The organism is Microcoleus sp. B5-D4, assembly GCF_036705145.1.
GTDB lineage: Bacteria > Cyanobacteriota > Cyanobacteriia > Cyanobacteriales > Microcoleaceae > Microcoleus.
This window is the reverse complement of record NZ_JAUBTV010000001.1, coordinates 232,036-239,305: the sequence shown is the minus strand read 5'-3', so window position 1 is coordinate 239,305 and position 7,270 is coordinate 232,036. Positions and strand designations below refer to the sequence as shown.

Genomic DNA, 7,270 nt, shown 5'->3' with positions numbered 1-7,270 from the left:
ACCCGTTCATCGTAACGATGGTTATAACTACTCGTTTGCATGAGATTGTCATAAAATGTCTAAAAAAGCAGTAAGAGCTACAAGCTAGCAGGCCTGAAATTACTTTCTCCTAAACAAGCTTTTGAGTTTATGCGTCGATTGTGGCAAATTGTACAAACTTTGCTGGGACTGATTTTCCGACATCCCGTCACTGGTACTGCGGTGATTCCCGTATTGCCTGACGGGCGAATTGTGTTAATTCGCCGCCGCGACAACGGTCGCTGGGCACTGCCGGGAGGTATGGTGGATTGGGGAGAGGATATTCCCACAACTGTGCGGCGGGAATTAGCGGAGGAAACAGGACTCGATTTAGTCAAAATCCGTCGCTTGGTGGGTGTTTATTCGGCTGCCGATAGAGATCCTCGCCTGCACTCGATTTGTATCGTGGTGGCAGCAGAGGTAGAGGGAAAGATGCAAGTTCAGGATACGCTTGAAGTCAGCGAGGTTGAGGCTTTTTTGCCCGCATCGCTGCCGGAGGGGGCGCTCAGCCACGATAACGACCAACACTTACAGGACTATTTTCAAGGCCTGACAACTTTGGCGTAAATCGCGGGGCATCCAAATTTGAGAAAAGTCGGAAATTACCTCGCGGTCAAAAATTGTCTGTTATGAATGTGGAATTAATTTTCACTGTTTTCCTACTTTTATTCACAAGCTCTGAACATTAAATTAATCATCTTTTTATTACTAAATATTTAACCGGATGTACTCACCGCTACGAAATTCTCGGGTAAAACTCTCTGTAGGGCAAATCTTTTGGCACGAAGTCGGTCAAGGCCCGAATTTAGTATTTTTGCACGGTTCTTGGCACGACAGCAGTCAGTGGCTGAGGACGATCGAACATTTGAGCCCCTACTACCAATGTTTCGCACCGGATTTGCTGGGGTTTGGCGACTCGGAACGCCCGAAAATTCATTATTCGATCGACTTGGAAGTAGAATGTCTCGCCCAATACATCGATACTTTGAAGTTGCGACAGGTTTATTTAATCGCTCACTCTCTGGGCGGCTGGGTGGCCACCAGCTACGCTATCAAATATCCCGATCGAGTTCAGGGTTTGGTGTTGTTGGCCCCAGAAGGTGTCAAGGTTGGCAACCGGCGGGGGCGGTGGCAGACGGCTAGCTGGCTAATGGGCCAACCTCCGCTGGCTTTGTGGTTGCTGCGATCGATCTATCCAATTGCTAAGTTGCTGGGTAGCCAAAAAAAGATTGACGGATTGCTAAAGTTCAGACAGCAGTTGATGCAGTCCCCTGTTGCCGTGCAGTTGCTGTTCGGGCGGCGGCGGGCGGAAATTACAGCGGAATTAGTCGAGGAGAATTTGCCTTTGCTGAAAGCGCCTGTTTTGCTGTTGCACGGTTCTGAAGATACTCCTGCAGCTTCGTCTCTGTGTCAATCCTATGCTGCTCTGGCTCCTAATGCCGAACTGCAATTGGTCAGTCCGGGGGAAAGCAATTTGCCGCAGGAAGCCCCGGATGTTGTTGCTAAGTATATTCGCGAGTTTGCTAGGTGAATTGGTCATTGGTCATTGGTCATTGGTCATTGGTCATTGGTCATTGGTCATTGATAAAATGAGAACACTCAACAGTCAACACTCAACAGTCAACACTCAACAGTCAACACTCAACAGTCAACACTCAACAGTTAACAGGCTAATTCCCCAAAAAATAGCCTCTGGTGCGTCAATTAAGCCGGAGGCTGTATCAGGAAAGGCTGCGGTGAGGTATTTTAAAAGCATAGTGCGATCGCCCCCCGTGACCGCAATTTTGCTATCAGGAAACAAACATCGCCAATCTTCAATAAAATCCCTAACTCCTGCCACCGTCGCATACACAACTCCGCTTTGAATTGCTCCAGCAGTGTCTGTCGCCCAGCGGTGCGGCAGATTTTGTGGTAGGCTAATTAAAGGTAATGCAGCAGTTTTTTTACCTAACGACGATAACTGCAAACCCAAACCTGGTAAAATTGCGCCCCCAACTAAATACCTATTGACATCAGCCCCAGTAAATGTTAAAGCTGTACCAGCATCTATAAGTAAAACTGGCCAACCAAATTGGTTGCCAGCGCCCAGTAAAGCCAAAGCTCTGTCAATTCCCAGGGTAGGATAGAGTCCCCCGATCGGCAACTGGTCTAAAGTAATAATTCGGACATTTGGATAACTCTGCCAAATTGCTGTTTGCTGGGTAACTACTGAAGCCAAAATTAGAGGCAGTTGCACGAAAGAAAGTGTGTGAGGATTAGAAAAAGCGGGAGTAGCAGGAAGACAAAGGAGATTTTGAGCAGATATTTCCTCGATCGACCTCCTTACTGTTTGCACCAAATATTCTGCCTTTTCCTGCTCCGAGAGCGAGGAAACAGTATCAGCATTGAGATGCTCTGTATCCCATGTTTTCTTCAGAGTTTTGCCCGCAAATAATCCCCAGTGCAGCCGGGAATTGCCGATCGCCAAAGCTATTTTAATCTGGGCTTTACCTGTCCATCCAGAAGTAATGTTGTCGGTGCTTGCTGGCGAACGAAAATTGTCGGGAATTGAATTTTCCATGTTGAGCTAGCCGGCGCAAACATTGAACTAAAGATAGATTTTAGATTAATTTTATGCTTAACCGGGCGGTTAACTCTATTTGACATCTGACCAAGTTCCATGCAGCGCACCAATTAGTATTGTGGGCTGCAGAGGGCAGAGTTGCTAAATATAAATATTTGTAAAGCAAATAATTGCTTTGCTCAGGCAGCATCCTTTATAATGTCTTAAGATATTCCAAAAGTCCTGGTAGCTGCGATGGGGCTGTTGGCGGGGTAAGCACAGGTTTATAAAACCAGACTCAATCAAAATACTGTACAACTGCTGAGTAAATATGTCTTTACAAATACAAGAACACGAAAACCCCTGGCACAGAGTAACTTCGCGGTTGCCTGAATCTGAAAACTGGATGCAGCAAGAAAGTCTTTCGCTGCCGGAAGTAGACCAACAAAAAGCCATAATTGTGCAGATGCAGCAGCAAGTTCAGTTATCAAACTTGCTGAACCAAATTAATAACGAAATTCGCAGTACACTTGACATAGAAGAAATTTTGACATCGGCCTGCAGATTGCTCGGGCAAGCATTACAGTGCAGCCGCGTGAGCATTTTAGTCAAAGAATCAAATACAGAAAAAACTTTAGTTACGCGCGGAGAGTACAACGCGGGGGACTATCCGATCCAACTGGGAATGAAAGTACCGATGAGTGACAACCCGCATTTGGCTGCCGTCGTGTCTCAGCAAGAGTCCCTAGCATTGACGAAGTTTCTCGATTTTCCGGGATTGAACCCACAAACCCGAAACATTGCCGAAGCTTTGGAGATTAAGTCAATGCTGGCAGTAGCTACTCGCTATCAAGGTGAAGTGAATGGCATAATTGGCTTGCATCAGTGCGATCGCGAACGGGAATGGACTGATTGGGAAAGGCAGCTTTTAGAAGGGGTAGGATCGCAATTGGCGATCGCAATCAATCAAGCCAAACTCTATAGCACAACCAGGCGCCAAGCCGAACGAGAATCGCTGCTACGGCTGATCGGCAACCAAATTCGCAGTACCCTGGATCTGGGAACTATCCTGGAAACAGCGGTGAGGGAAGTCCGCCAACTGTTGCAGTGCGATCGAGTAATTATCTATCAGTTTCAAGACAACTGGCAAGGAAAAGTTGTTGTTGAAAACATGACTGTTCCTTGGCCTTCAATTTTAGGAGATATGGGGGCTGATAAGTGTTTCCGGGGAGATTACGCCGATCTTTACCAGCAAGGGCGAGTCAAAGCAATTAATGATATTTTTAATGCTGGTTTAGAGCCTTGTCATGTCGATTTCTTAGATAGTTTGCAGGTAAAAGCTAATCTGATTGTGCCAATTGTTACATCCAGAACTGAAGAAAATACCTCCGACACAGCCGGAAGCTATAATCCTAAATTTCCCGGTAGGCTGTGGGGTTTGCTGATTGCTCACGAGTGCGGGGATACCCGCAATTGGCAGCGGCAAGAGATGGAGTTGCTATCCCAAATAGCCAACCAAATGGCGATCGCCATTCAGCAAGCAGAACTTTACAGCCAAGTCCAAGATGCTGCGGTAAAATCTCAAGCTCAAACCCAGCAGTTGCAGGCTGCATTAGAAGAATTGCGATCGACACAGCAGCAATTGATTCAAAGCGAAAAAATGTCAGGTTTGGGGCAAATGGTAGCGGGAATTGCTCATGAAATTAACAACGCCAACAATTTCATCCACGCTAACTTGTTTCACGCTCAAGAATATTTTAAAGCCTTGAACGAAGCTCTAGAAGTGGCCGGAAATGCCTGCCCGGAAGCAGCGGCAGCAATTGTCAGAATCAATGAAGAACTAGAACTCGATTACATTCGAGAAGATTTTGGTAAACTGCTCAATTCTATGCGGGAAGGAAGCGGGAGGATTCGCTCGATCGTGATGACGCTGCGAAATTTTTCTCGTTTAGACCACGCTGAATTAAAACCAGTAGATTTGAATGAAGGTTTAGAAAGCAGTTTCTTGATGCTGCAAAACAAGTTAAAAAACCATATCAAAATAGAGAAGCAATACGGCAGTTTGCCGCCCGTCCAATGTCATGCCAGTCAAATTAACCAAGTATTTTATAATTTGATTGACAATGCTTTAGATGCCCTTCAGTCAACGAGCAAACCGGGGGAATTAACCATCCGCAGTTGGCAAAGCGAGCCGGACTGGGTAACAATCTCTGTCCGCGACACGGGAAGTGGCATTCCTGCAGAAATTCAAGACAAGATTTTTGACCCATTTTTTACTACTAAACCTGTGGGTAAAGGCACTGGTTTGGGACTTTCAGTGTGCTATCAGGTAATTGTCCAAGCTCACGGCGGCAAGATCCGTTGCGTCAGTCAGGTTGGCGAAGGAAGTGAGTTTATTGTAGAGTTGCCGCTGACAAATCAGAGGAGGGTAAGTGCATAATTCCTGCTTTAGTCAGATTAACTCTGTTTTGTCACTTTGGCAGTAGTATAGAACCCATTTGACATCTTCAGGGCGATCGTCAATCACATTACGGATCACCAATAAACTTGGTTTTTTAGCGATGCCTACGGCCAGCTTCGCTAACGCATTTTTAATGGAATCAGATTTAACTTACGCCCGAACCCCAATTTTCAGAAATTCCCAACTGAGTTATGCTTAGGCATATAAAATTCTAAGTATTTTTACTAATAATTGTCTCTGCTGATTCACTTTTGTCCGCTGAAGCAGTGAAAGCTGCCTCTTGGGGGGCGGCGAATGTGGGATTTAAGCTCTCCTCTACAGATATGGAAAACCCGCTTTTTATGGGGCAGAAAAAAAGATCGCAATTTTTCCGGATAAAACTTATTGATGATGAAAGTAAGGAATAATCGCGTTCCTGAATACAGGTATAAATCAACTTTTCGCTTGATGTTACACAACTCACCCTCAAGCGGGCTTATAGTCATTTGGCAATCTTGAATTCATACCTGTATTCAGCAACATCCTAAATTATGTACTCATGGCAAAGATCCGACTTTTCCGACTTTAGGATCCGACTTTTCCGACTTACAGAGACAGGGGTTCTAAGCCATGATAGAGAGAAGGGAAAGTCAACCCACGATATCTAGATTGTAAAGATATTGTGAACCGGCGTTGCTGAATAGGGTATGCAATTTGTAGGGCAAATCCCCCCGTGGTTGCCACACCGCTGACGGGCTAAGCACTTAGAATTACCCCTACAGGTTTTGATTCAGCAGCGCCAGAATAAGCATCTATATTAAGTAGGGAAGTAATTACACTTAACATCTAATCAGGGGCAATCTAGCCTTGAACTGCTTATTGGGAAAGCATTTGGGCAGGGTAAGCATTTTTCCAGGATTTATCTGCACCTACTTATGACGAAATTTTTCTTGCAGTGACTGATAACGATAAAGAAAGCCCAACCTCTGGTTTTCAGTCACTTCTAATCCTTAATTACTCATCATTAACACAGAAGCTATGGCTACTCCAATCACTGGTTCTTTGGGTCAAACCAATAATTACAGCGCTCTCAATGAGCTGATCGCAAAATGGCCTACTGCCACCCAAAATCAAGGCATCAAACTGTCTGGGATAGCTTTTGATGGCGTGGAAACTGACTACCTTAACCCTACTGTCATCAGCAACCTCACCTTAGCAAGTAACGAAAACCCGAAAAGCTGGTTGAGCTACGGCACTACTGGTGGTATTGGTGTCCCATCTTCTTATGATGGTTGGTTCACCGACGCCAAGAAAATTCGGGCAGAAATCAACCATAACCCCAACACCGATCAATCTCAGGCGCTGAAGGTGAAATGGGCAGATAACCAAGACATTACTAGCGCCACGATCGACCTTAGCGCCTTGAGTCCCAAAACTAGCCCCGGAGTCGGCGATCAAGGTAATGAAGTTGGTTTGCTACAAATCTTTAATAATGGGACTCTGGTACCGGCCAGCAATTTTACGATCACTCGTCTCAACGCTCCGATCGCTCCAAAAGCGATTACTGCGGGTGCAGATGGAGTGACTTTCACTGGCGATAGTACCGATGGCAGCTTCCAATTCAAAATAGAAGCCAAGCCTCTCACCAACACTGCTTTTGACGAACTGCGGTTCTCCACCAAAGCCTACGATAGCCCCACCGCTGCCTACACCGCCACCTCTTTCAAAGACGATAGTTCCGACTACCTGGTACGGAAGATTGACTATCAAGGGACTTCAAATCCGCCTAGCCTTCAGTTTAGCGCCCCAACCTTCAGCGTCAACGAAGATGGGACAGCGGTTGCAGCCGTAACAGTGACGCGCACTGGTGGCAGCGCTGGCGCAGTCTCAGCTACAGTCAACTTGACCAATGGTACTGCTACAGCCCCGGCTGATTACAACAATGCCGGCATCCCTGTCAATTTTGCTGATGGGGACACAGCACCCAAGACTATTACCATTCCCATTGTCGATGACACCTTGGTGGAAGGTACCGAAACTGTCAACTTAACTTTGGCAAACCCGACAGGTGGTGCAACGATTGGGACGCAAGGTACTGCCACTGTGAGCATCGTGGACAATGACACTCTCCCTCCCAGCAGCCTGCAATTTAGTGCTCCTACTTTTAGTGTCAACGAAGATGGAACGACGAGCGCAGCCGTGACAGTCACTCGCACCGGTGACAGTACCGCAGCAGTTTCAGCTACTGTGAACCTAGCCAATGGTAGTGC

6 protein-coding genes are annotated in these 7,270 nt (G+C 46.3%); 5 read left to right on the top strand and 1 reads right to left on the bottom strand.

Translation table 11 applies throughout. From position 1 onward, the window contains the following. Positions 1-129 precede the first annotated feature (129 nt). On the top strand, positions 130-585 hold the full coding sequence (locus QUB10_RS00940) for an NUDIX hydrolase (RefSeq protein WP_333198657.1): 456 nt from the start codon (positions 130-132) through the stop codon (positions 583-585). Positions 586-742: 157 nt separating this feature from the next. After that, positions 743-1,549: an alpha/beta hydrolase gene (locus QUB10_RS00935; RefSeq protein WP_333198655.1), complete on the top strand. Its 807-nt coding sequence runs from the start codon at positions 743-745 to the stop codon at positions 1,547-1,549. A gap of 117 nt (positions 1,550-1,666) precedes the next feature. On the opposite strand, the gene QUB10_RS00930 is transcribed toward QUB10_RS00935, so the two are convergent. Then, complete coding sequence (locus tag QUB10_RS00930; RefSeq protein WP_333198653.1) at positions 1,667-2,578, bottom strand: pantothenate kinase; 912 nt, start codon at positions 2,576-2,578, stop codon at positions 1,667-1,669. 313 nt (positions 2,579-2,891) lie between these two features. On the opposite strand from QUB10_RS00930, the gene QUB10_RS00925 reads away from it, so the two are divergent. The 3 genes from QUB10_RS00925 to QUB10_RS00915 all read left to right on the top strand — a co-directional run. Further along, on the top strand, positions 2,892-5,000 hold the full coding sequence (locus QUB10_RS00925) for a GAF domain-containing protein (RefSeq protein WP_333198651.1): 2,109 nt from the start codon (positions 2,892-2,894) through the stop codon (positions 4,998-5,000). 287 nt (positions 5,001-5,287) lie between these two features. After that, positions 5,288-5,428 carry a hypothetical protein gene (locus tag QUB10_RS00920; RefSeq protein ID WP_333150880.1) on the top strand — a complete coding sequence of 47 codons (141 nt, stop codon included), beginning with the start codon at positions 5,288-5,290 and terminating at the stop codon, positions 5,426-5,428. 610 nt (positions 5,429-6,038) lie between these two features. After that, a partial coding sequence (locus QUB10_RS00915; RefSeq protein WP_333198649.1) for a Calx-beta domain-containing protein occupies positions 6,039-7,270 on the top strand: 1,232 nt, incomplete at its 3' end.